Below are 21,184 nucleotides of genomic sequence, written 5' to 3'. Positions count from 1 at the left end.
GTGCCCGTTCCGGTCGAACGTGGCTGATGCGCCGGTCACGCTCGACCGGAGCGGGCGCGTTCGCGTCCAACAGTGCGCGCGGGCTCAGTCGCCCCAGACGCTGGGTGCTTCGGCGCGCGTCGGAGGGAGGGCGGCATCCGCGCCCCACTCGACCAGCCACTCGGGCACCCGTGCGTCGTGAGGAACCGGACCGACCGCCTCGAGGAGTTCGGCGATCGTCACCACGCCGCCGCTCTTCTTCAGGAAGCGGCCGCGGATGAACGACTGCGTGTAGATCTCGCCGTCGACCGTGAACCGCTGCTCGACGTAGACCGCTTTCTCGTCGAACCCGAGCAGGCGCGACTCGACCACGAAGCGCTGCCACGGTTGCAGCGACTTGCGGAACGAGATCGTCTCCGACGCGACCACCGGGTACCAGCCGAGCTTCTTGAAGATCGCCCACACCCCGTTGCGGGTGAGCAGGTCGAACCGGCCGATGTCGGCGACCGACAGGTACACCCCGTTGTTCATGTGGTTCAGGATGTCCAGGTCTGTCGGCATGACGCGAAACCTCGTGTAGGCCACGTCGTAATGGCCGAGCCGAGGGCCGAACCGTGAAATGAGGGCGTGGAGCATCGTCCGGAAGATCATGTGCACCGCGTAAGGCTACACATCGGCCAACGGATGCTCACCTTCGCTGTCGAAACCCTCTAAACCCCTCCGCCCGTCGGCGCCCTCGATTGTTCGAGGCACCGAGTCGTCAGGTCGCGGTCAGTCGAGGTGCCGCTCGGCCTCGCCCGTGTACTGGGAGAGCGGGCGGATGAGCGAGTTGCTCGCGTACTGCTCCATGATGTGCGCTGTCCAGCCGGCGATGCGTGCGGCAGCGAACAGCGGCGTGAACGTCTCGGTGTCGAACCCCATCAAGTGGTAGGCCGGGCCCGACGGATAGTCGAGGTTCGGCTTGATGCCTTTGCGCGTATCCATCGCCGACTCGAGTGCCGTGTAGAGCTCGAGCATGTCGTACCGGTCGTAGTGCTCGACGAGCGTCTCGAGCGCCGCCCTCATCGTGGGCACACGGGAATCACCGTGCTTGTAGACGCGGTGCCCGAAGCCCATGATCTTGCGCTTCGCCTCCAGCGACTCGTCGAGCCACGCAGGCGCGCGGTCGGCCGAACCGATCTCGTCGAACGTGTGCATCACGGCCTCGTTCGCCCCGCCGTGCAGCGGGCCCTTCAGCGCGCCGACCGCACCGGTCACCGCCGAATACATGTCGCTCAGCGTCGAGGCGATCACCCGGGCGGTGAACGTGGATGCGTTGAACGAGTGCTCCGCATAGAGGACGAGCGAGACACGGAAGGCGTCGACGACCACCGCATCCGGAATCTCGCCGAACGTCATGTAGAGGAAGTTCTCCGAGTAGTTCAGGTCGTCCCTCGGCTCGATCATCTCGAGCCCGCGGCGACGACGCTGCTCGTAGGCGACGACCGACGGCAGTTGCGCGAGGAGATAGACGGCCCGGCTGTCGTTCAGTTCAGGGTTGAGGATGCCTCCCGGCTGCAGAAGGGTCGGGTCGAATGCGCCGAGCTGGCTGACCGCGGTGCGCACAGCATCCATCGGATGCGCGGTGAGCGGCAGGTCGTCGATCGCCCGTTTGGTGCGCGGATCGAGCGGGCGCAGCGAACGCTCGAGCGCTTCGAAGGCGACCAGCTGGTCCGGCGCCGGAAGGTCGCCGTGCAGCAGCAGGTAGGCGACCTCCTCGTAGGAGCAGCGGGCGGCGAGCTCCTGCACGGGGTAACCACGGTAGAGGAGCGAGTTCGTCTCGGGGTTCACGCTCGAGATGGTGGTCGTGTCGACGACGACGCCCGCGAGTCCCTTGTGGATCTCTGGATCGGCCATGATCTGCTCCTTATGGTGTTGTCGCCCCTCGTAGTCAATCAGCTCATGAGGGCGAGCGCGATGCTGCATTTCTACCGAGTGTGGCTGGGTGGCAACGGGGCTGCCGACGCGAGCAGGGCGCTCGCGGCGCCGAGCGCCAGCAGACCGGAATCCGTGTCGACGGCGACCCAGTCGAAACCGTGCTCGCGCAGGTGTACAGCGCGTTCGGGAGCACCCGCGAACGCGCCGGCGACGATGCCCGCATCGTTGCACGCGGCGATGATCCGTTGGAGGGGTGACGACTCGGATGTGTCCGCGATCAGTTCACTGACCTCCAGGCCGAGCGCGAGGCTGAGATCGAACGGGCCGACGAAGATCATGTCGACGCCGGGTGTGGCAGCGATCCCAGACACCTGCTCGAGACCATCCGCCGTCTCCACCATGACCGCGCACATCGGTTTTCGCGACACGTCGATCTCGTAGCCGACGAGCGGCCCCCAGCTGCGCGTGCCCTTCGGCGGATGGTGGGCTGCGGCGACCGCTGCTGCGGCATCCGCCGGGGAACTCACGAGCGGTACGATCACGCCGTCGGCTCCTGCGTCGAGCGCGCGGCCGATGAGGGTCGCATCGTTGGCGGCCACGCGCACGAGAATGGTCGCTTTCGGCTCTCGGCGCAGGCTCAGGATGTCGCGGATGCTCCGGTCATCGTGGCGACCGTGCTGCGCGTCGATGCCCACCCAGTCGAAGCCGAGGTCTTCGAGAGCTGCTGTCGTGCGCACGTCACCGAGCGTCGCCCAGACTCCGGCCCGCATGTCAGCGGTACTCCGGGTTTGCGTCGAATCCGAATCGTTCGCCGTTGTCCCACTGCGCACGCAGGTTGCCGAACGCGGGAAAGCCGCCTGCGTCCTTCAGGAGGCGCGCCATGTGCATGAGGTTCCAGGTCATGAAGGTGGCGTTCCGGTTGGTGAAGTCGTTCTCCGGGCCGCCCGAGCCTTCGTCCAGGTAGCTCGGACCCGGTCCGATCTCGCCGATCCAGCCCGCATCGGCCTGCGGCGGTATCACGTAGCCGATGTGCTGCAGGCTGTAGAGCAGGCTCATCGCCGAATGCTTCACGCCGTCTTCGTTGCCCGTGATCACGACCCCGGCTGTCTTTCCGTAGTACACGTACTGACCCCGGTCGTTGAACATGCCGCTCATGGCATAGAGCCGTTCGATGACCTGCCGGGTGACGGATGCGTTGTCGCCGAGCCAGATCGGACCACCCAGCACCAGGATGTCCGCGGCCTCCACTTTCGGCCACAGTTCCGGCCATCCGTCGTGATCCCAGCCGTGCGCGGTCATGTCGGGGTAGACGCCGGTCGCCAGGTCGTGGTCGATCGCGCGGACGGCGGAGACCTCGACGCCCTGAGCGCGCATGAGGGCGATCGAGTGGTCGAGGAGACCTTGGGTATTGCTCACCTCCGGGCTGCGCTTCAGCGTGCAGTTGATGTAGATCGCCGTCAGATCGCTGTAGTCGGTCACAGATCGGATCGTACGCCGCTGTCCACCGCCGGGTCTACGATGACGGGATGGTTCCTGCGCCCTCGCTCCTCGCGTTCGCGCTCACGTCCCTCGCACTGATCGTGATTCCGGGGCCGAGCGTGCTGTTCGTGATCGGCCGATCGATCTCGCTCGGCCGAATCGGAGGCCTGCTGAGCGTGGTCGGCAACGAACTCGGAATGCTCCCGATCATCGTGGCGGTCGCTGTGGGTGTCGGCGCCATCGTCGCGCAGTCGCTCATCCTGTTCACGATCATCAAGTTCGCGGGCGCAGCGTACATCGTCTTCCTCGGGATCCAGGCGATTCGTCACCGCGCCGGAGGTCTTCGGATTGCATCGGAGTCGGGCGACGCCGGCGCCGAGGCAGCTGCGCTGCCGGGGAGACCGCTGCCGAGAAGGAAATCCAGGTATCGCATCCTCGCCGAAGGATTCTTCGTCGGGCTGACGAACCCGAAGACCCTCGTGTTCTTCGTCGCGGTGCTGCCGCAGTTCGTCGACTACAGCGCAGGGTTCATTCCGCTGCAGATGTTCGAGCTGGGACTCGTCTTCTTCGTGCTCGCCCTGCTCTGCGACAGCACCTGGGCGCTCGTCGCCGGATCGGCGCGTCACTGGTTCGCGCGGTCGCCACGCCGGATCGAGCACCTCGGCACGGCGGGCGGCGTGATGATGATCGGCCTCGGCGGGGTGCTGGCCCTCACCGGCAACAAGCACTAGGCGGCTCTGTGCCCACCTTCTGAACTCGTGCACAGGTTGCAGCACGTGCAGGTGTTCAGAACCTGTGCGCTCGCACCCCTTGCGGCGCCCGCAGGTCAGATGTCGCCGGCGGTCGCGATCGGCACGAGCACCGCGCGCGCCAGCGTGTGGAAGTGCACGTTGAACCCGAGGATCGCGGGGGTCGACGCCGGGTCGAGGTCGAGCCGGTCGACGTCGAGGGCGTGCACGACGGTGTTGTAGTGGTGCGTGCCGGTTCCTGGGGGCGGCGCCGCCCCGGTGTAGCTCCTGCCGCCCGTTTCGTTCGACAGCATCGCGGCGCCCGCGGGCAGTGCCGCCCCGCCGGCGGCTCCCGCGCCTGACGCCAACGATGTCACCGACGCCGGAATGTTGTACACCGCCCAGTGCCAGAAGCCGGAGCCCGTCGGGGCGTCCGGGTCGTGGATGGTGACGGCGAAACTCTTCGTCTCGGGCGGGAAGCCGCTCCACGAGAGCTGCGGCGACACGTCGCCCCCGCCGCCCCCGCCTCCCCCGGCACCCCACTGGGCCCGGCTGAGGGGAGTGTCGTCGCTGACGTCGTCGCTCGTCAGGGTGAACAGGGGCACGACGCCGAATCGTGCTAACGGGTCTTCAACGGTCATGGTCGCAACGCTACGCCGACGCGTTCGCCGCGTCCACCGACCACAAACGGCGCTACAACCCGACGGTCTCCTCGACCGGCGTCGTCGGTTCCGCTCGCCGGCGGAACCGATGCGGGAGCCCGGTGATTCCCCATCCGGTCACGCGCAGCATCGCCTCGACGACGATGCCCGTCGTCATCTTCGAGGCGCCGTGCTCCCGTTCGACGAACGTGATCGGCACCTCCACGATACGGAGGCCCTCGTCATATGCCCGCCGGAGCATGTCGATCTGAAAGCAGTAGCCCTGGCTCGCGACGTCACTGAAATGGATGCGCTTCAGTGCTTCCGCCGTGAACGCACGATAGCCGCCGGTCACGTCTTTGACGGGAACGCCGAGCAGGAGGCGCGAGTATGCGCTGCCGCCACGGGAGAGCATCCGCCGGCTCGCCGGCCAGTTCTCGACGCCGCCGCCGGGCACCCAGCGCGAACCGAGTACCACATCGGCGGACTCGATCGCCGCAAGCAGGCGGTGGAGTTCTTCCGGGCGGTGCGAGCCGTCGGCATCCATTTCGACGATCCGGTCGTACCCGGCGGCCAGCGCCCAGCGCATGCCGTCGCGGTAGGCCGCACCGAGTCCGTCTTTGCCGGCACGGTGGAGCACCCGCACGTGGTCGTCTGCGGCGGCCAGCGCATCCGCGATGTCCCCGGTTCCGTCCGGCGAAGAGTCGTCGACGACCAGGACGAAGACGTCGGGGGTGGAGGTCCTGACCCGCCCGACGATCGACGCCACATTCTCGCGCTCGTTATAAGTGGGGATGATGACGAGCGTGCTCATGGCATCCCTCTCCTTACGTTTCCCGCGGCGCGACAATGGCATTCTTCCAGCATCCCCGATTTCTCTGAACCGATGGAGTCCGGTCGCCGACTTCTTCCATCACATCGTGGGATTCTGTGCATTCCCCCTCCCCCGCGAGAAAGGCCGCTGAGAGTGTTCTCAGCCGTCCCCGCCTACCATGGTGCGGTGTCCGTTCCGAAGATCCTGCTCTATTACGTCTTCACGCCGCTCGCCGATCCTGACGCGATCCGACTGTGGCAGCGCGACCTCTGCGAGTCGCTCGGCCTGCGCGGGCGCATCCTCATCTCGAAGGACGGGTTGAACGGCACCATCGGCGGCGAACTCGCGGCCGTGAAGCGTTACCTGCGCAAGACGAAGGACTACCCGGCGTTCAAGCACCTCGACGTGAAGTGGAGCGAAGGCACGGGACTCGACGACGACGGCCTCAGCATCGACTTTCCGAAGCTGGTCGTGAAGGTGCGCGACGAGATCGTGAGCTTCGGTGCCCCCGGCGAGCTGACCGTTGACGAAAACGGTGTCGTCGGTGGCGCAGCGAAACTGCAGCCCCGTGACGTCGAAGCGCTCGTCGAAAGCCGCGACGATGTCGTCTTCTTCGACGGTCGCAACCGTTTCGAGGCGCAGATCGGCAGGTTCAGGGATGCGGTGGTTCCGGATGTGTCCACCACCCGCGATTTCGTGGCTGAGCTCGACAGCGGCAAGTACGACCACCTCAAGGACAAGGCGGTCGTCACCTATTGCACGGGCGGGATCCGTTGTGAGGTGCTCTCCGGGCTGATGAAGTCCCACGGTTTCGGTGAGGTCTACCAGCTGGACGGCGGCATCGTCCGGTACGGCGAAGAGTTCGGCGACGACGGCCTCTGGGAGGGCTCACTGTACGTGTTCGACAAGCGCGGCTCGGTGGACTTCACCGACCACGCGGCCGTGCTCGGCCACTGCGCCGTGTGCGGCACAGCGACCAAGCGGATGCAGAACTGCGCCGACGCGTCGTGCCGCGAACAACTCGTGGTGTGCGAAACGCATGCCGATGTCGCGCGCTGCTCCGCGCATCCGGTCACCGCCTGAACTGATCGCTGTCGGCGGAAAGCAGGGCGCATTCCGGCGGAAGCAATAGCGTCCGGCGCGCGTTGCGGCCATCATGGGCAGCATGGATCCGGTCGCAACCATCGTCTGGATCGTGTCGTTCGTGCTGGTGACGGTGACGGTCACCGGTATTTCGCGCCGGGTGGGATGGTCTGCTCCCGTCGTACTGGTCGCGGTCGGCGCGGTCGTCTCGTTCATTCCCGGCGTGCCGCAGGTGCAGGTGTCGCCTGAGCTCATCCTCTACGGGCTGCTCCCTCCCCTCCTGTTCGCAGCCTCGATCCAGACCTCGTTCGTCGATGTGCGGGCCCGCCGCGACGGCATCCTCCTGCTGTCGGTCGGGCTCGTCGTGTTCACGGTCATCGTCGTCGGGTTCGCCACCTGGCTGGTCGTCCCGACGCTGACTCTCGCGGCGGCTTTCGCGTTCGGTGCGGTGGTCGCGCCGACGGACACGGTCGCCGTGACCGCGGTCGCCGGGCGACTGCGACTGCCGAGACGTCTCGTCACTGTGCTCGAGGGCGAAAGCCTGCTGAACGACGCGACCGCCCTCGTCGCGCTGAACGCGACGATCGCCGCCATCGTGAGCGTCGTCAATCCGATCGCGATCGCTACCGATTTCGTTCTCGCTGTCGTCGTCGGCGTGGCTGTCGGCCTGGTGGTCGGCTATGTGCTCGCAACGATCCGCAAGCAGTTGCGTGCACCCGTGCTCGACACCTCGCTGGGCCTGATCACGCCCTACCTTGCATTCATCCCTGCCCAGTTCATGCACGGGTCCGGATTCCTCGCGGTCGTCGTCGCCGGTCTCTTCCTCGGCTACCGCTCGCCGACGATCCAGACCGCGGAGGCGCGCATCGCCGAGACGATCAACTGGCGCACCATCTCGTTCCTGCTCGAGAACGCGGTCTTCCTCTTCATCGGCCTCGAGCTGGCCGGCATCGCGTCGGGAGCCTTCACCTCGGGCATCACCGCAGGGCGCACGATCGTCGCGGGAGTCGTCGTGCTCCTCGCACTCTTCATCGCCCGCTTCGTCTGGATGGTGCTCACCACCGCCCTGTACCGGTACGGACCCCAGCGATTGCGTGAGCGCGGCTGGAACTGGTCGACCGGTATCGCCGTATCGTTCGCCGGCATCCGAGGGGTGGTCACCCTGGCTGCCGTCTTCCTGCTTCCGCCGCAGACCCCAGACCGGGCGTTCCTGCAGTTCCTCGCCTTCATCGTCGTCGTCGGCACCCTCCTCGAGGGGCTGGCGCTCCCCTGGGTCATCCGCCGCCTGAGGCTGCCGCCGCCCGACTTCCAGCAGGAGTCCGGCGAGATGCAGCGCCTGCTCGCCGAAGCACAGACGGCGGGTCTCGCGAAGCTGGAGCAGGAGGTCACCGGCGACGAGGACGAGCGCGTGATCGAGCGCCTGCGCATCAACGCGGTGTTCCTCGCCGACGCGCTCGAGAACCCGACCCCGTCGGAGAACGAGGATGCGACCTACGCCTATATGCGACTGCGCCGGTCGATGATCAAAGCTGAGCGCTCGGCGGTGCTCGACGCCCGGTCGGAGGGGCGCTACCAGGAGCTGGCGGTGCGTTCGGTGCTGGCGTTCCTGGACGCCGAAGAGTCGGCGCTCAAGTCGTCGGGGCCGAAGAAGCCGCTGAACTGACCCCACCCTTCGCAGCCTTCGACGGCTTCGAGGGCTGCGATGTTTTCGCCCGCACCCGCCGCGCCCAGTCCCGCGAGCGCTGACTGGAGAGCGCAAGCACCACGAGGATGTCGAGGGGCAGCCCGAGGATGTTGTTCTGCAGGTTGATCGGGGCGTCGCGAGTGAAGAAATCGACGGCCGTCACGATGATCGCGAGGCTGCTGAGGCTCATCGCGATCACCCGGGCGCGGTCGCTCCCCCGGTAGACGAGGATCGCCATCCACAGGTACAGCAGCAGCCACAGTCCGACCACAGCCAGGAAGATCGCGACGATCCAGGTCGCTGCGGTCTGCTGTTCCGGCGTGATCGAAGAGGTCTGCGAGAAGACCTCTGCCTCGAGGAAGCCACGGAAGTCCACGGCGGTCAGCCCGATGAAGACGAGCCCAGCGACGACCCGGAGCAGCATGAGCAGGAAACCGAGGGACGTCGGGATGGGCCTCTCCTGCGTGCGCGCGAGCCTGCTTGCGGCCACCTCGGCCGCCACATCGAGCGACTCCTTGCCGACGATGACGGCGCGCACGTCGACCACCGGGAGGTCCCCGTCGGTCTCGATGGTGTCGCCGCCGCCGTTGCGCGCGTGGTAGCCCGTCGAGAAGTCGCGGAGCACGTCGACCTCGACACCCGCATCCGCCGCTGTGAGCGTCGAGACGATGTGGTCTCGTTCGACATCAGTGTTGGCGTCGATCTTGTGCGTGATCTGCAGCGTGAACAGCGAGAAGCCGACAGCACGGTCGAAGGTGCCCGCGGCCAGCCATTCGACGCGGTGGCCGCCCGGTAGCAGCCAGCCGTCGGGGGTGCGCCAGAACCGCACATGGTGCCGCTTCGCCGGGTTGCCCTGCACCTCCTGCTGGTACGCGAGGTCCTGCTGGTGGCCGAACAGGAGGAGGGGACTCACCGGCGCCTCGTCGTAGCTCCGGCGGAACAGGGTCGAGGTGATGATGCGCCTGCTGCTGGCGAGGGTCACCTCGTCGGCGCGAATCCAGTTCGCCCGTCGCATGGCGGCATCCACCTGCGCGTCCGAGCCGTTCAGGGCCAGGTTGATGGGGTCGCCGAGCAGGCCGTCGCTCGTACGCGTGCGGCCGATGAAGTAGTCGGGCACGTAGATCGAGGTCAGGATGCGGTGCAGTCGCGGCAGCACCAGGTAGGCGAGCATCACCCAGAACAGGAGGAAGAAGAGGATGAGGAACCAGCCCCACCGAAAGCTCTCGGTCAGGACGATGATGGCCAGCCAGACGGCAGAAACACCGCCGAAGACGAAGAAGAGACTGTCCGCGACAACGTGCGGCGACCGGGAACGCAGGACATGCGTCCGGGTCTTGGCTACCGGCGTCCGCGGCATGGCCTCATCGTATGCCTGCATTTAGGCTCGAGCCATGAGCCCATCGATGAGCATCGAGCAGAAGGGCGCCGAATTGCGTCGCCTGCACGACGACCCCGCACTTCTGCAGCTGGTGAACGTGTGGGATGTCGCGAGCGCCCGCGCCATCGCCGACCTTCCACAGACCCGCGCCCTCGCCACCGCCAGTCACTCGATCGCCGCGATGTACGGCTTCGAAGACGGCGAACACATCCCGCGCGACCTCATGATCGAAGCGGTCGCTCGGGTCGTCGCGGCAACCGGGCTGCCCGTCACCGCCGACCTCGAGGCCGGTTACGGTGACGCCGGCGAGACGACGCGGCGCGCGATCGGGGTCGGTGTCGTCGGCATGAACCTCGAGGACCAGCTGAAACCTTTCGACGAGTCGGTCGCCGCCGTGGCCACGGTCGTCGGGGCGGCCGAGGCCGAGGGCGTGCCTTTCGCACTCAATGCGCGAACGGATGCGTTCCTGCGCGGCACCGCACGCAGCGTCGACGAGAACGTGACCGACGCCATCGAACGCGGCAAGGCCTTCCTCGACGCCGGGGCGACCTGCGTGTTCGTTCCCGGGCGACTCGATGCCGAGACCATCGGCCGGCTGGTCTCGGGAATCGGCGAGCGCAAACTCAGCGTGATCGGGCATCCGGGGTCGGTTCCTCCTGCTGAACTCGAACGGCTCGGTGTCGCCCGGGTCTCGTACGGACCCTGGTCGCAACGCGTTGCACTCACCGCGCTGGCGGATGCCGCTGAATCGCTGTACGCAGGCGGTACGCTGGCGGCGAGCACCCGCATCCTGAACTGAACGGGTCGCCCGGACCGAGAGGGGTTCCCCGTTGCCGACCGGCGTACCGATCGAGATTTCCGGCCTGACCAAACACTTCGGCCCCGTCCCCGCCGTCAGTGACTTGAGCTTCACCGTGGAGCCCGGCCGGGTCACCGGCTTTCTCGGGCCGAACGGCGCGGGCAAGACCACGACCCTGCGCATGCTGTTGGGCCTGATCACGCCGACTGCGGGAACCGCCACCTTCGGCGGAGTGCCGTACGCCCACCTCCCGTCGCCCCTGACATCGGTCGGTGCTGCGCTCGAGGCGGCGAGCTTCCACCCGGGACGGACCGCGCGCAACCACCTGCGCGTGTACGCCCAGGCCGCCCGCCTCGCCCCGGAGAGTGTCGGGACCGCGTTGCACAAGGTGGGACTCACCGACTACACCGACCGGCGCGTCGGGGGATACTCGCTCGGCATGCGGCAGCGGCTCGGCCTCGCGTTCGCGCTGATGGGCGACCCGGGAGTGCTCGTGCTCGACGAGCCGATCAACGGCCTCGATCCCGAGGGCATCAAATGGATCCGGCTCTTCCTGCGCGAACTCGCCAACGAAGGCCGCACGATCCTGGTCAGCTCGCATCTGCTGTCCGAAGTGCAGCAGAGCGTCGACGAGGTCGTCATCATCGCGAAGGGCGAGCTCGTGCACCGCGGCACCCTCGCCAGCCTCGACCCGGCGGGCGGACCGCAGACGATCGTGGAATCGCCGGACCGGCCGGCCCTGATCGCTGCTCTCCGCGCATCCGGTTTCACCGTCTCTGAGCTGCGCAGCGGCGTACTCGTCGAGGATGCCGAACCCGCCCAGGTCGGACACGTCGCGTACGTCGCAGCCATCGAGCTCAGCTCGCTGCATCGTCATCGATCCGGCCTCGAGGAATCGTTCCTCTCACTCGTCGGCGAAGGAGGCTCGCTGTGAACGCCTTCATCGCCGGTGTGCGCTCGGAATTCACGAAAATCGGCACGACACGCATGTGGTGGCTGCTCGCCATCGTGCTCTTCCTCTACATCGGGCTGATCTCGGGAGGACTCGGCACGCTGTTCGGGCTGATCTCGACCGGCAAGATCTCGCGTGGCGGAGGCGGAAACGGAGCCGCGGCCGCCGCGATCTTCCACAACCTGGCGCCCGTCGTCTACAGTTTCGCGACATCCGTCGGCTACGTGTTCCCGGTGCTTCTCGGCGCACTGGCGACCACGGGTGAGTACCGTCACCAGACACTGACACCGACGTTCCTCGCCAACCCCCGGCGCGGGCAGGTGCTCGGGGCGAAAGTCACCTCCACCTTCGTCGTCGGTGCGCTCTACGGAGTCGTCGCACTCATCGCCGCCGTCGGTATCGGCGCGCTCGCCCTCTCCATCGCCGGCGTCGACACGGCGCTCGGCGACTCGGCGACCTGGGCGCAGGTGGGGAGATCGATCCTTGCGATGGCCCTCTGGGCGCTCATCGGCGTCGGGCTCGGCACGCTGGTGCCCAACCAGGTCGCCACCATCGTGATCGTGCTGGCGTTCACGCAGTTCGTGGAACCACTCCTGCGCCTGGCGACGTCGTTCTCCGAGGTCACAGCCAACATCGGCAAATTCCTGCCGGGGGCCGCCAGCGACGCGCTCGTCGGCGCGAGCGTGTTCACGATCTCGTCACCGGCCGCAGCGACGGCGGCGGCACTCGACTGGTGGCAGGGCGGGCTCGTCCTTGCCGCATATGCCGCCGTGTTCGTGATCGCCGGGTATTTCGTGAGCTGGCGTCGCGACATCAGCTGACGCGCTGCGCGCTACGCTGCCGAGGCTCTCGCCCGTGCCCGCCACTTCGGGACATGCCCGCCCGCTCGAGGTGGCGGGCATGACGCAAGGTGGCGGGCACGGCCCCGCCCGGCCGCGCCCGGCCGCCGACGACCGCGTACCCTGAACCCCATGACTGAGTTCCGCGCCATCGTGATCGAACAGGAGACGGAGTCAGGCCGCATCCTCGCCCACACTGCCGAGGTGCGCCGCCTCACCGACGCCCTCCTCATGCCGGGGGATGTGACGATCGCGGTCGAATACTCCGGCCTCAACTTCAAGGACGGCCTCGCCATCGCCGGGCGGCCCGGGGTCGCCCGTACCTCCCCCCTCATCCCCGGGATCGACCTGGTCGGAACGGTCGAAGCATCGGATGACCCCCGCTGGTCCCCCGGCGACCGGGTGGTGCTGAACGGCTCGGGCATCGGCGAGCGCCATCACGGCGGCCTTGCGGAGCGGGCTCGCGTGGACGGCGGGTCGTTGGTGCGTGTTCCGGATGCCCTGACCAGCGAACAGGCGGCAGCGATCGGCACGGCCGGCTTCACGGCCATGCTCGCCGTGCTGGCGCTCGAGCGGAACGGCGTGAGCCCGTCGGCGACGAAGGATGCCGGGTTGAGCATCCTCGTCACGGGCGCCGCAGGCGGTGTCGGGTCGGTCGCCGTCGCCATCCTCGCGAAAAGGGGTTACCCGGTCACAGCATCGACAGGACGAGTGGCCGAAGCGTCCGACTATCTGCGCCGTCTGGGTGCCACCGCGATCATCGACCGGGCCGAACTCAGCGACCCCGGAAAGCCGCTGCAGAGCCAGCGGTGGAGCGGGGTGATCGACGCGGTCGGTAGCCACACCCTCGCGAACGCGCTGGCCCAGACGGTGTACGGCGGCACCGTCGCCGCGTGCGGGCTCGCACAGGGCGGCGACCTGCCTGCGACGGTGATGCCGTTCATCCTGCGCGCCGTCACCCTTGTCGGCATCAATTCGGTGGATGCCCCTCTCCCCCAGCGCGAAGCGGCGTGGGCGAGTCTCGCGACCGACCTCGATCCCGCACTGCTCGCCGAGATGACGACGACCATCCCGCTCGCCGACGCCGTCCCGATGTCTGCGGAGATCCTCGCCGGTCGCGTCCGCGGCCGCACCGTCGTCGACGTGCGCGCGTAGACGCCGCCTGATGGTCCGGGTTGCGGGGGCGAGGCGTCGGTAGCATGAGCGGCATGATCATTCTTGCCACCGTGTTCGTGACCCTGGCCGCCGCGCTCCACGTCGGCATCTTCATCATGGAGAGCGTCAGCTGGACGCGTCCTGCGATCTGGAAGCGCTTCGGGGTCGCCAGCCAGGAGGCCGCCGAGACCACGAAACCGCTGGCATACAACCAGGGCTTCTACAACCTGTTCCTCGCGATCGGTGCGGTTCTCGGCCTGATCTTCTACGGGATCGGGATGCACTCGGCCGGCCTCGCGCTCATCCTGTTCACGACGGGCAGCATGGTCCTCGCCGCGGTCGTGCTCGTCACCACCGGCAGGGGCTACGTGCGCGCCGCCCTCATCCAGGGCGTCCTGCCCCTCATCGGTTTCGTCCTCATCCTCCTGAGCTGACCCGCCCGCTCGCCCACTCGCCCGCTCGCCCGCTCGCCCGCTCGCCCACGGGCCTGTCGAGCACAGGAAAAAGCACCCCGATTTCGCGATCTGGGGTGTCTTTTCCTGTGCTCGGCGGGACTGTAACCGCCGAGCGTATGCTCACACCATGGCCATCATCGGATCGATCCTGATCGCGGCCGCCGCCATCGTCCACCTCGGGATCTTCGGGATGGAAAGCGTGATGTGGTCGTCACCGAAGGTCTGGCGCCGATTCGGGATCCGCTCCCAGGGCGACGCCGACATCGTGCGGCCGATGGCATACAACCAGGGCTTCTACAACCTGTTCCTCGCCGGTGGGGCCGCGGTGGGCCTCGTGCTCTACTGGACGACGCTGCGCGATGTCGGATTCGGCCTGGTGTTCTTCAGCGCGACCTGCATGGTGCTCGCATCCGTCGTGCTGCTGACGACCGGCCGCATCTATACGCGAGCAGCTCTCACCCAGGGTGTACTGCCACTCGCCGGACTGGTGTGCTTCATGCTGGCGTGAGAATCACTCGATTCTCTCGCCCCCATCCCGCTGGCCGGCGTCGTCGACCACTCTGAGCGCCTCGATCAGCTTCGCCGCGTGCGGTGTCGACACGATGACCCGGGCATACTCTTCGCCCTCGAGGTCGAGCACGACGGCCGCGCGCTGCTTGCCTTTGAGGATCAGGAAATCCTTGCCTCCGTGGAACTTCCACGTTCCCACCGCCAGCGTCAGCGGCACGCCGGCGCCGGGCGAACGCACCCCCCTGATCCAGATCCACGGGTCGTCGGTGATCGCCACCGACCGGATGCTGTCCCGCGGGATCACGAGGTCGACCCGCCTGAACGCGAGCGCCTTTTCAGCAGGTGTGAGCCGGATCTCCAGTCGGTCGGGGTGAACGTGCAAATCGGCCATGGTCCTAGTCTGCCCGGTCGCGAACTCACGCCAGACAGGGTTACCGAACCGTTACCCGCAAGTATGTTGCCAATGTCACCAATTTGGCCCAAACTTTAGAAGCCATCGCTCACAGCCGAGCGTGGCCATCGAGGAGTGTCCTCCTTCAAAGAAGAAAGGGTTTCGAAGTGAAGAAATCTTCATGGATTCCCATCACGGTGGCCGCTGCCGCAACAGCACTGCTGTTGAGCGGTTGCAGCGGATCCGGTAGCGGTTCAGGCTCGACCTCGACCACAGCAAGCCGAGCATGTGTCATCCTCCCCGACTCGGCTTCGTCGCCGCGCTGGGAGAACGGTGACCGTCCCGCCCTCGACAAGGCATTCACCGACGCCGGCTTCACCGCCGACATCCAGAACGCCCAGGGCGACCCGAACAAGTACGCGACGATCGCCGACCAGCAGCTCACCAAGGGCTGCGGCGTCATGATCCTCGTCGACTACAACGGTGCAGCCGTCGCTGTGACCCAGAAGGCCCAGAAGCAGGGCATCCCGGTCATCGCCTACGACCGCCCCATCACCACCGGCACAGCTTCCGCCCCGCAGATGCTGGCCGACTACTATGTGTCGTTCGACAACACCAAGGTCGGCGCGCTCGAAGGACAGTCGATCGTCGACGGTCTCAAGACTGCCGGCAAGGACCCGAAGACGGCGAAGGTCGTCTACATGGGCGGCGACCCGACTGACGGCAATGCGAAGCTGTTCCACGACGGAGCGGTTGCGGTCATGAGCGCTGCGGGCATCAAGCCGGCTGCGGAGCCGACCGGTGTCTGGGACGGCGAGAAGTCGGCGACCAACTTCGAGCAGGCTCTCACCGGCCTGGGCGGCAAGGTCGACGCAGTCTGGGTCGCCAACGACACCAACGCTGCCGGCGTCATCACGATTCTCGACAAGAACCACCTGAGGGTTCCCGTCTCCGGACAGGACGCCTCCACTGCCGGTCTGCAGAACGTGCTGCTCGGAAAGCAGACCGCGACGGTCTACAAGCCGTTCAAGCTGGAAGCCGACGCGGCCTCGACGCTGGCGATCTCGCTCCTGAAGGGCAAGAAGCCGCCGACATCGCAGCAGCTGTACGGCAAGCCGTTCATCGCGACCACGCCGATCCTGATCACGCCTGACAAGGTGGAGCAGGTCGTCACCGCTGGCGACGCGAAGGCCGCGGACATCTGCACCGCAGAGGTTGCCGCAGCCTGCACGAAGTACGGCGTCAAATAGCAGAATAAGGAAATGAGAGCCCGCTAGCGGACTGTCGATCCCACCGAAGGCTCCGCGTCAGGTTCACAATGAACCCTGACGCGGAGCTTTCTTCCTTGGACAGCCGTGGCAGACTCGTCATGGAGTACGCAACTGGGACACAGGCGCCCCGAGCAAAGGAACGCAAATGGATTCGCCGATCATCGATTTGACGGACGTCAAGAAAAGTTTTGGCCCGGTGAGCGTCCTCAAGGGCGTGTCACTCAAGGTCTACCCGGGAAAGATCACAGCTCTGGTCGGCGACAACGGTGCCGGTAAGTCGACTCTGATCAAGGGCCTCGCCGGCGTGCAGCCCTATGACGAAGGCGTCGTGAAGTTCGAAGGCGAAGTCGTCGCGCTGCACAACCCGCGCGAGGCTTCCCACCTCGGCATCGAGGTCGTGTACCAGGACCTCGCGCTCTGCGACAACCTCGACATCGTGCAGAACATGTTCCTCGGCCGCGAGGAGACGGAACTCGGCACGTTCGATGAAGGCAAGATGGAACGCGAGGCATCGGAGACGCTCCGGTCGCTCTCCGTCCGCACTGTGAAGTCCGTGCGGCAGAAAGTCTCGTCGCTCTCCGGTGGCCAGCGACAGACCGTCGCCATCGCTCGATCGGTCCTGAAATCAGCCAAGGTCGTCATCCTCGACGAGCCGACGGCGGCCCTCGGTGTCGCACAGACCGAACAGGTGCTCTCTCTCGTCAAGCGCCTCGCCGAACGCGGTGTCGGCGTCCTCATGATCAGTCACAACCTCGTCGACGTCTTCCAGGTCGCGGACTACATCAGCGTCCTCTACCTCGGCCAGATGGTCGCAGAACTCGAGACATCCCAGACGAACAGCGACGATGTCGTCGGCTACATCACTGGAAGCAAGACCTACACGGGAGCCACAGCATGAGCGTCACCGCCAAATCCGAGATCCCTGCACCGGAGACAGAAACCCCCGATCTCATCGGAAGCGGGCAGGACGGCTCGCTCCGCGACCAGGCGGTCGCCTACCTCCAGCGCGTGCGCAGCGGCGAGATGGGCGCGCTTCCCGCGATCGCCGGGTTCGTGGTGCTCAGCATCCTCTTCACCATCCTGAGCCCGTACTTCCTGACAGAGCGCAACTTCGCCAACCTGCTCACCCAGGCCGCCACGCTCGTCATGCTGGCGATGGCTCTCGTGTTCGTCATCCTGCTCGGCGAGATCGACCTGTCAGCCGGCGTTACGTCCGGCGTCGCGATGTCGCTCTTCGTCGTCCTGTCCGACCCGGGCGGAATGAACCTCAACTGGATTCTCGCGCTCATCATCGCGCTCCTTTCCGGTGTCGTGATCGGCTTCTTCATCGGGTTCTTCGTCGCCAGAGTCGGGGTCCCATCGTTCGTGGTCACTCTGGGCCTGTTCCTCGGCCTCCAGGGCCTCCAGCTGATCATCATCGGTAACGGCGGCCTCTACCGTATCCAGCAGCCCGAAGTGCTCGCGATCCAGAACAGCAACATGCCCCCGTGGGCGGGCTGGGTCATGCTCGTGATCATCCTCCTCATCACGTTCAGCCAGGCCATGATCGACCGCCGCCGCCGCGCACGGGCCGGCGTTCCCAGCCGCACGATCACACTGCTCTGGATCCGGCTCGCTGTCATCGCCGTCATCGGTGGTTTCGTCGTGGGTCTTCTCAACCAGAACCGCGGCACCGGCTTCCTCGCGGTATCGGGTGTGCCCATCGTGGTGCCGATCGTTCTCGCGATCCTGTGGGTCGGAACGTTCGTCCTCGACCGCACGCGATTCGGCCGCTACCTCTACGCGGTCGGTGGCAACGCTGAGGCGGCACGCCGCTCCGGAATCAAGGTCGTCGGCATCAAGTGGGCGGCGTTCGTGGTCTGTTCCACGCTGGCCGTCGTGTCCGGTCTGTTCAGCGCGAGCAAGGTCGGGTCAGTGGATGCGGCGTTCGGACGCGACATCGTCCTGAGCGGTGTGGCAGCAGCGGTCGTCGGTGGCGTGAGCCTCTTCGGTGGACGTGGCCGGCTCATCCACGCAGCGATCGGTGCGCTCGTGATCGCTGTGATCACCAACGGCCTCGGCCTGCTCAACCTCCCCGGCGGCGTGAACTTCCTCGTCACCGGCGGCGTGCTGATCCTCGCGGCCACGGTCGACGCGCTCTCGCGCCGGCGGGCGGGCGGGGCGATAACACGGTAGCCGGGCATCCGCGCTTCTCGCGTAATCGATGAGGCCGGGCCTGCAGGTTGGTTCCTGCGGGCCCGGCCTTTTCCGTGTCCCCGGCGTCGGTGCGCGCTTTCGAATACTGGGTCCTGCCGTGAGGGCGTTTGTCGCAGGCACGACAGAATGGGAGGGACGAAAGGACACCCGTGGCACGCCACATCACTTTCTCGGCGCGGCTGCTCAGGCGCGATGCGAAGCCGCAGACCGTGGTCGTGCGCGGAACGTCGGACACTCCGCCGCGCACACTTCGGCGCGCGGCCGGCGGGGGCGGGCAACTCTCGTTCGACGTGTACGCCCTGGTGGATGCGGATGGCTGGCCACACGAGGCCACCTACACGTTCGTCGAGACCGTGGAGACGGCATCCGCCAACCCCGACCTGTAGCCGTCGCCGCTTCGGCGAAGCAGTGCCTACTCGGGCTGGGCCGCTGCGGCTGCCGCGGCTGCACCGGGCAGTGCGTCGAGGATGCGCGCCACGGCCGCCTCGTCGTGTGCGGCCGTCACGAACCAGGCCTCGAACACGCTGGGCGGCAGCGAGACGCCCGCGTCGAGCATCGCGTGGAAGAACGCGCGGTACCGCCATGCCTCCTGCGTCTGCACTTCTGCGTAGGTGCGCGGCGCCGTCTCGAAAGAGCCGAACACGAAACTGAAAAGGTTGCCGGCCCGCTGAACGCGGTGGGCCACCCCCGCAGCGGTCAGGGCATCCGACACCGCAGTGGAGATGATCGCGGCCGTCTCGTCGAGCCGCGCGTAGACGGCATCGTCGGCGGCAGCGAGGGTGGCGAGGCCGGCTGCGACGGCGACCGGGTTGCCCGACAGTGTTCCCGCCTGGTACACCGGGCCGTTGGGCGCGAGGTAGTCCATGATGTCGGCTCGCCCGCCGAGGGCTGCAAGCGGCATTCCGCCGCCGATGACTTTGCCGAAGGTGAGCAGGTCGGGGGTGTACGACCGGTCGAGTCCCCAGTAGCCGGCGGGGCCGACGCGGAAACCGGTGAGAACCTCGTCGAGGATGACCAGCGCGCCGAACTCGTGCGCGAGGTCGACGAGCGCAGCGTTGAACCCGGGGTCCGGGGGCACGACACCCATGTTCGCTGCGGCCGCCTCGGTGATCACCGCTGCGATGTCGGGCCCGTGCTGCTCGAACGCCGCCCGGACGGCGGGCAGGTCGTTGTAGGGAAGAACGAGAGTCTGCGCAGCCGTCGCCTCGGTGACGCCGGCGGATCCGGGCATCGCGAGCGTCGCCAGGCCGGACCCCGCTTCGGCGAGCAGCCCGTCCGAGTGCCCGTGATAGTGGCCGGCGAACTTGATCAGGAGAGGACGACCGGTGAATCCGCGGGCGAGCCGGATCGCGGTCATCGTCGCCTCGGTACCTGTGGACACGAGCCGCAGTTTGTCGACGATCGGCACGCGCGTGCGAACCGCTTCGGCCAGGAGGGTCTCGGCCGGCGTGGATGCCCCGAAGGAGAGCCCGCGCGCGGCAGCCACCTGCACTGCAGCGACCACCGAGGGATGAGCATGGCCCAGGATCGCCGGACCCCACGACGCGACGAGGTCCACGTATTCGCGCCCGTCGACATCTGTGATGTATGCGCCCCACGCTGACACCATGAACCGCGGCGTGCCCCCCACTGACCGGAACGCGCGCACCGGCGAATTCACGCCCCCCGGAATGACCTGCCGCGCTCGCTCGAACTCGACCAGGTTGACGTCACCCAGCGCTGCGCCGTCCGCCAGCGCACTCCCGTCGGCCTGCGCACCCCTCTGGGCCGGCGCAGCAGCGTCAGCCTGCGCACCAGCATCAGCCTGCGGACGACCGGCAGCCTGCGCAGCTGCATCGCTCGCACTCATCGCACCCACCGCGCCACCTCCGTCGCCCAATAGGTGAGCACAGCGTCTGCACCGGCCCTGCGGATGCCCGTGATGGACTCCTCGATCGCGCGGCGCCGGTCGATCCACCCGTTCGCGGCGGCTGCCTCGATCATGGCGTACTCGCCGGACACCTGGTAGGCCCAGACAGGCACATCACTGAAGGCGGCCACGTCGGAGAGCACGTCGAGGTAGCTCATCGCAGGCTTCACCATCACGATGTCCGCACCCTCCCCGAGGTCGAGCCGCGCCTCGCGCAGACCCTCTCGACGGTTCGCCGGATCCTGCTGGTAGCTGCGACGGTCGCCCACGAGCTGCGAATCGACGGCCTCGCGGAACGGCCCGTAGAAGCTCGACGCGTACTTGGCGGCGTAGGCGAGAATCGCCGTGTCGATGTGGCCCGAAGCGTCGAGCGCCTCGCGCACGGCGGCCACCTGGCCGTCCATCATGCCGCTGAGCCCGAGCACGACGGACCCGGATTCTGCCTGCACGACCGCCATGTCGCGGTACCGCTCGAGAGTCGCGTCGTTATCGACCACCCCGCGGGCGTCGAGGACACCACAGTGTCCATGGTCGGTGAACTCGTCGAGGCACAGGTCTGTCTGCACGACCAGCGCATCGCCGACCTCGGCGACGACAGCGCGGGTCGCGACGTTGAGGATGCCGTCGGGATCGGTCGCGGCCGAACCGGTCGCGTCGCGCTTCCCTGGCACCCCGAACAACATCACGCCGCCGACACCGGCTTCGGCAGCTTCTGCGGCGGCCCGGCGGAGAGAGTCGATGCTGTGCTGAACGACTCCCGGCATGGACTGCAGCGGCAGCGGCTCAGGAGTGCCCTCGCGCACGAAGGCGGGGAGGATCAGCTCAGAGGGGTGGATGCGCGTCTCGGCGGTCAGGCGGCGCATGGCCGGGGACTGCCGCAGACGGCGGGGACGGACGACAGGATGCGTGAATTCGCTCACCGGTCAAGCCTACGCGGGGTGCGGCACCGCATCCTGCGCCTGCTCCCAGCCTGTGCAGGCGCCGGCGACCGAAGGGCGCCGGCG

General features: G+C 67.2%; 23 protein-coding genes. 13 read left to right on the top strand and 10 right to left on the bottom strand.

Annotation, left to right across the window (positions count from 1 at the left end):
• Nucleotides 1-84: 84 nt before the first annotated feature.
• The 4 genes from ACPPVQ_RS01350 to ACPPVQ_RS01335 form a co-directional block, all read right to left on the bottom strand.
• A complete protein-coding gene (locus tag ACPPVQ_RS01350; protein WP_426521355.1) occupies nucleotides 85-630 on the bottom strand; it encodes a thioesterase family protein in 546 nt (181 codons plus the stop codon).
• A gap of 120 nt (nucleotides 631-750) precedes the next feature.
• The gene (locus ACPPVQ_RS01345) at nucleotides 751-1,875 is read right to left on the bottom strand and encodes a bifunctional 2-methylcitrate synthase/citrate synthase (RefSeq protein WP_426517847.1); all 1,125 of its coding nucleotides are present in this window, start codon (nucleotides 1,873-1,875) and stop codon (nucleotides 751-753) included.
• Nucleotides 1,876-1,946: 71 nt separating this feature from the next.
• A complete protein-coding gene (locus tag ACPPVQ_RS01340; protein ID WP_426517845.1) occupies nucleotides 1,947-2,666 on the bottom strand; it encodes an HpcH/HpaI aldolase family protein in 720 nt (239 codons plus the stop codon).
• A 1-nt stretch (nucleotide 2,667) separates the two neighbouring features.
• Nucleotides 2,668-3,375: a flavodoxin family protein gene (locus ACPPVQ_RS01335; RefSeq protein WP_426517843.1), complete on the bottom strand. Its 708-nt coding sequence runs from the start codon at nucleotides 3,373-3,375 to the stop codon at nucleotides 2,668-2,670.
• A 47-nt stretch (nucleotides 3,376-3,422) separates the two neighbouring features.
• Here ACPPVQ_RS01335 and ACPPVQ_RS01330 point away from each other — a divergent pair, with 47 nt between their 5' ends.
• On the top strand, nucleotides 3,423-4,106 hold the full coding sequence (locus ACPPVQ_RS01330) for a LysE family translocator (RefSeq protein ID WP_426517841.1): 684 nt from the start codon (nucleotides 3,423-3,425) through the stop codon (nucleotides 4,104-4,106).
• Nucleotides 4,107-4,201: 95 nt separating this feature from the next.
• Here ACPPVQ_RS01330 and ACPPVQ_RS01325 read toward each other — a convergent pair whose 3' ends face one another.
• Both ACPPVQ_RS01325 and ACPPVQ_RS01320 read right to left on the bottom strand, forming a co-directional pair.
• Nucleotides 4,202-4,744: a YbhB/YbcL family Raf kinase inhibitor-like protein gene (locus ACPPVQ_RS01325; RefSeq protein ID WP_426517839.1), complete on the bottom strand. Its 543-nt coding sequence runs from the start codon at nucleotides 4,742-4,744 to the stop codon at nucleotides 4,202-4,204.
• A gap of 52 nt (nucleotides 4,745-4,796) precedes the next feature.
• Nucleotides 4,797-5,558, bottom strand: a complete 762-nt coding sequence (locus tag ACPPVQ_RS01320; RefSeq protein WP_426517837.1) for a polyprenol monophosphomannose synthase — start codon at nucleotides 5,556-5,558, stop codon at nucleotides 4,797-4,799.
• A gap of 186 nt (nucleotides 5,559-5,744) precedes the next feature.
• Between ACPPVQ_RS01320 and ACPPVQ_RS01315 the strand changes: the two genes are divergently transcribed.
• On the top strand, nucleotides 5,745-6,641 hold the full coding sequence (locus ACPPVQ_RS01315; RefSeq protein ID WP_426517835.1) for a rhodanese-related sulfurtransferase: 897 nt from the start codon (nucleotides 5,745-5,747) through the stop codon (nucleotides 6,639-6,641).
• Nucleotides 6,642-6,723: 82 nt separating this feature from the next.
• Nucleotides 6,724-8,304: a Na+/H+ antiporter gene (locus tag ACPPVQ_RS01310; protein WP_426517833.1), complete on the top strand. Its 1,581-nt coding sequence runs from the start codon at nucleotides 6,724-6,726 to the stop codon at nucleotides 8,302-8,304.
• Here ACPPVQ_RS01310 and ACPPVQ_RS01305 read toward each other — a convergent pair.
• Nucleotides 8,270-9,682, bottom strand: coding sequence for an LssY C-terminal domain-containing protein (locus ACPPVQ_RS01305; RefSeq protein WP_426517832.1), 1,413 nt, complete (start codon nucleotides 9,680-9,682; stop codon nucleotides 8,270-8,272). The two genes, ACPPVQ_RS01310 and ACPPVQ_RS01305, sit on opposite strands and share 35 nt — an antisense overlap.
• A gap of 46 nt (nucleotides 9,683-9,728) precedes the next feature.
• Between ACPPVQ_RS01305 and ACPPVQ_RS01300 the strand changes: the two genes are divergently transcribed.
• From ACPPVQ_RS01300 to ACPPVQ_RS01275, 6 genes are all read left to right on the top strand, one after another.
• The gene (locus ACPPVQ_RS01300; RefSeq protein ID WP_426521353.1) at nucleotides 9,729-10,502 is read left to right on the top strand and encodes an isocitrate lyase/PEP mutase family protein; all 774 of its coding nucleotides are present in this window, start codon (nucleotides 9,729-9,731) and stop codon (nucleotides 10,500-10,502) included.
• 31 nt (nucleotides 10,503-10,533) lie between these two features.
• Nucleotides 10,534-11,436, top strand: a complete 903-nt coding sequence (locus ACPPVQ_RS01295; RefSeq protein WP_426517831.1) for an ABC transporter ATP-binding protein — start codon at nucleotides 10,534-10,536, stop codon at nucleotides 11,434-11,436.
• Entirely contained in the window at nucleotides 11,433-12,275 is an 843-nt protein-coding gene (locus tag ACPPVQ_RS01290) for an ABC transporter permease (protein WP_426517829.1), read from the top strand. The genes ACPPVQ_RS01295 and ACPPVQ_RS01290 overlap by 4 nt, the downstream gene beginning before the upstream one ends.
• Before the next feature lie 150 nt (nucleotides 12,276-12,425).
• Nucleotides 12,426-13,448 (top strand): MDR family oxidoreductase, encoded by a 1,023-nt coding sequence (locus ACPPVQ_RS01285; RefSeq protein ID WP_426517827.1) that lies wholly within the window; start codon nucleotides 12,426-12,428, stop codon nucleotides 13,446-13,448.
• 53 nt (nucleotides 13,449-13,501) lie between these two features.
• The gene (locus tag ACPPVQ_RS01280) at nucleotides 13,502-13,882 is read left to right on the top strand and encodes a DUF1304 domain-containing protein (RefSeq protein ID WP_426517825.1); all 381 of its coding nucleotides are present in this window, start codon (nucleotides 13,502-13,504) and stop codon (nucleotides 13,880-13,882) included.
• Nucleotides 13,883-14,030: 148 nt separating this feature from the next.
• Nucleotides 14,031-14,411 (top strand): DUF1304 domain-containing protein, encoded by a 381-nt coding sequence (locus ACPPVQ_RS01275; protein ID WP_426517823.1) that lies wholly within the window; start codon nucleotides 14,031-14,033, stop codon nucleotides 14,409-14,411.
• A gap of 3 nt (nucleotides 14,412-14,414) precedes the next feature.
• Here the strand turns inward: ACPPVQ_RS01275 and ACPPVQ_RS01270 are convergent, their stop codons facing one another.
• Entirely contained in the window at nucleotides 14,415-14,804 is a 390-nt protein-coding gene (locus tag ACPPVQ_RS01270) for a hypothetical protein (protein WP_426517821.1), read from the bottom strand.
• Between the two features lie 167 nt (nucleotides 14,805-14,971).
• Between ACPPVQ_RS01270 and ACPPVQ_RS01265 the strand changes: the two genes are divergently transcribed.
• The 4 genes from ACPPVQ_RS01265 (at nucleotide 14,972) to ACPPVQ_RS01250 (ending at nucleotide 18,657) form a co-directional block, all read left to right on the top strand.
• The gene (locus ACPPVQ_RS01265; protein WP_426517819.1) at nucleotides 14,972-16,054 is read left to right on the top strand and encodes a sugar ABC transporter substrate-binding protein; all 1,083 of its coding nucleotides are present in this window, start codon (nucleotides 14,972-14,974) and stop codon (nucleotides 16,052-16,054) included.
• 166 nt (nucleotides 16,055-16,220) lie between these two features.
• Nucleotides 16,221-16,973, top strand: a complete 753-nt coding sequence (locus tag ACPPVQ_RS01260; RefSeq protein ID WP_426517817.1) for an ATP-binding cassette domain-containing protein — start codon at nucleotides 16,221-16,223, stop codon at nucleotides 16,971-16,973.
• A complete protein-coding gene (locus ACPPVQ_RS01255; RefSeq protein WP_426517815.1) occupies nucleotides 16,970-18,250 on the top strand; it encodes a sugar ABC transporter permease in 1,281 nt (426 codons plus the stop codon). Before ACPPVQ_RS01260 ends, ACPPVQ_RS01255 begins: the two co-directional genes overlap by 4 nt.
• Nucleotides 18,251-18,420: 170 nt before the next feature.
• Nucleotides 18,421-18,657, top strand: coding sequence for a hypothetical protein (locus ACPPVQ_RS01250; RefSeq protein WP_426517813.1), 237 nt, complete (start codon nucleotides 18,421-18,423; stop codon nucleotides 18,655-18,657).
• A 26-nt stretch (nucleotides 18,658-18,683) separates the two neighbouring features.
• Here the strand turns inward: ACPPVQ_RS01250 and hemL are convergent, their stop codons facing one another.
• Nucleotides 18,684-20,120, bottom strand: coding sequence for a glutamate-1-semialdehyde 2,1-aminomutase (gene hemL / locus ACPPVQ_RS01245; RefSeq protein ID WP_426517811.1), 1,437 nt, complete (start codon nucleotides 20,118-20,120; stop codon nucleotides 18,684-18,686).
• The gene (gene hemB / locus ACPPVQ_RS01240; protein WP_426517809.1) at nucleotides 20,117-21,100 is read right to left on the bottom strand and encodes a porphobilinogen synthase; all 984 of its coding nucleotides are present in this window, start codon (nucleotides 21,098-21,100) and stop codon (nucleotides 20,117-20,119) included. The genes hemL and hemB overlap by 4 nt, the downstream gene beginning before the upstream one ends.
• Nucleotides 21,101-21,184: the final 84 nt, after the last annotated feature.

This window comes from Leifsonia sp. McL0618 (assembly GCF_049994905.1).
Classification (GTDB): domain Bacteria; phylum Actinomycetota; class Actinomycetes; order Actinomycetales; family Microbacteriaceae; genus Diaminobutyricibacter.
Note: the sequence above shows the minus strand (reverse complement) of the source record. Positions and strands in the feature narration are given on the sequence as shown.

Excerpts from the sequence above, each read along its gene's own strand:
- ACPPVQ_RS01350 (WP_426521355.1), bottom strand. The coding sequence starts at position 630 with ATGATCTTCCGGACGATGCTCCACGCCCTCATTTCACGGTTCGGCCCT.
- ACPPVQ_RS01345 (WP_426517847.1), bottom strand. The coding sequence starts at position 1,875 with ATGGCCGATCCAGAGATCCACAAGGGACTCGCGGGCGTCGTCGTCGAC.
- ACPPVQ_RS01340 (WP_426517845.1), bottom strand. The coding sequence starts at position 2,666 with ATGCGGGCCGGAGTCTGGGCGACGCTCGGTGACGTGCGCACGACAGCA.
- ACPPVQ_RS01330 (WP_426517841.1), top strand. The coding sequence starts at position 3,423 with ATGGTTCCTGCGCCCTCGCTCCTCGCGTTCGCGCTCACGTCCCTCGCA.
- ACPPVQ_RS01325 (WP_426517839.1), bottom strand. The coding sequence starts at position 4,744 with ATGACCGTTGAAGACCCGTTAGCACGATTCGGCGTCGTGCCCCTGTTC.
- ACPPVQ_RS01320 (WP_426517837.1), bottom strand. The coding sequence starts at position 5,558 with ATGAGCACGCTCGTCATCATCCCCACTTATAACGAGCGCGAGAATGTG.
- ACPPVQ_RS01310 (WP_426517833.1), top strand. The coding sequence starts at position 6,724 with ATGGATCCGGTCGCAACCATCGTCTGGATCGTGTCGTTCGTGCTGGTG.
- ACPPVQ_RS01305 (WP_426517832.1), bottom strand. The coding sequence starts at position 9,682 with ATGCCGCGGACGCCGGTAGCCAAGACCCGGACGCATGTCCTGCGTTCC.
- ACPPVQ_RS01300 (WP_426521353.1), top strand. The coding sequence starts at position 9,729 with ATGAGCATCGAGCAGAAGGGCGCCGAATTGCGTCGCCTGCACGACGAC.
- ACPPVQ_RS01285 (WP_426517827.1), top strand. The coding sequence starts at position 12,426 with ATGACTGAGTTCCGCGCCATCGTGATCGAACAGGAGACGGAGTCAGGC.
- ACPPVQ_RS01280 (WP_426517825.1), top strand. The coding sequence starts at position 13,502 with ATGATCATTCTTGCCACCGTGTTCGTGACCCTGGCCGCCGCGCTCCAC.
- ACPPVQ_RS01275 (WP_426517823.1), top strand. The coding sequence starts at position 14,031 with ATGGCCATCATCGGATCGATCCTGATCGCGGCCGCCGCCATCGTCCAC.
- ACPPVQ_RS01270 (WP_426517821.1), bottom strand. The coding sequence starts at position 14,804 with ATGGCCGATTTGCACGTTCACCCCGACCGACTGGAGATCCGGCTCACA.
- ACPPVQ_RS01260 (WP_426517817.1), top strand. The coding sequence starts at position 16,221 with ATGGATTCGCCGATCATCGATTTGACGGACGTCAAGAAAAGTTTTGGC.
- ACPPVQ_RS01255 (WP_426517815.1), top strand. The coding sequence starts at position 16,970 with ATGAGCGTCACCGCCAAATCCGAGATCCCTGCACCGGAGACAGAAACC.
- hemL (WP_426517811.1), bottom strand. The coding sequence starts at position 20,120 with ATGAGTGCGAGCGATGCAGCTGCGCAGGCTGCCGGTCGTCCGCAGGCT.